1 protein-coding gene is annotated in these 524 nt (G+C 60.5%); it reads right to left on the minus strand.

Annotated features, from left to right (window positions below; all coding sequences use genetic code 11):
- The coding region (locus HMPREF3101_RS00235; RefSeq protein ID WP_141737295.1) for a 3-hydroxyacyl-CoA dehydrogenase NAD-binding domain-containing protein at nucleotides 1-515 on the minus strand (515 nt) is incomplete at its 3' end.
- Nucleotides 516-524 lie beyond the last annotated feature (9 nt).

Consider the following 524-nt stretch of genomic DNA (forward strand, 5'->3'; position numbering starts at 1 on the left):
ATGCGGTCCGGCTCAATAGTGTCTTTCACCGCGTAGCCCTCGCGCAGAAACTCCGGGTTCCACGCGATCTCCACGCTGGCGTGACCGCCAGCGTCGGCGGCGAGTGTGTCCGCGCGCTCCTGCAGCGTCGCCGCGGTGCCAACCGGCACGGTGGACTTGCCGAAGATGATGTGGTGGCCTTGCAGCTTCGGCACAAGCGCATCAATAACCGCCTCAACATAGCGAGTATCCGCCGCATACGAACCACGCTGCTGCGGCGTACCTACACCGATGAAGTGGATGTTGGCAAACGATGCGGCTTGGGCGTAGTCCGTCGAAAAGCGAAGGCGACCTGCGTCAATGTTTCGCTCAAGCACCTCCGGCAAACCGGGCTCATAAAACGGCACCGTGGAATTTTGCAGTGCCTCAATCTTGTGTTGATCAACGTCCACACCCAGCACCTCATGGCCAAGTTCCGCCATGCACGCCGCGTGCGTCGCCCCAAGATAGCCAGTACCGATCACCGTCATCCGCATAGTTGGCAA

This window comes from Corynebacterium sp. HMSC29G08, from assembly GCF_001806875.1.
Lineage (GTDB): Bacteria > Actinomycetota > Actinomycetes > Mycobacteriales > Mycobacteriaceae > Corynebacterium.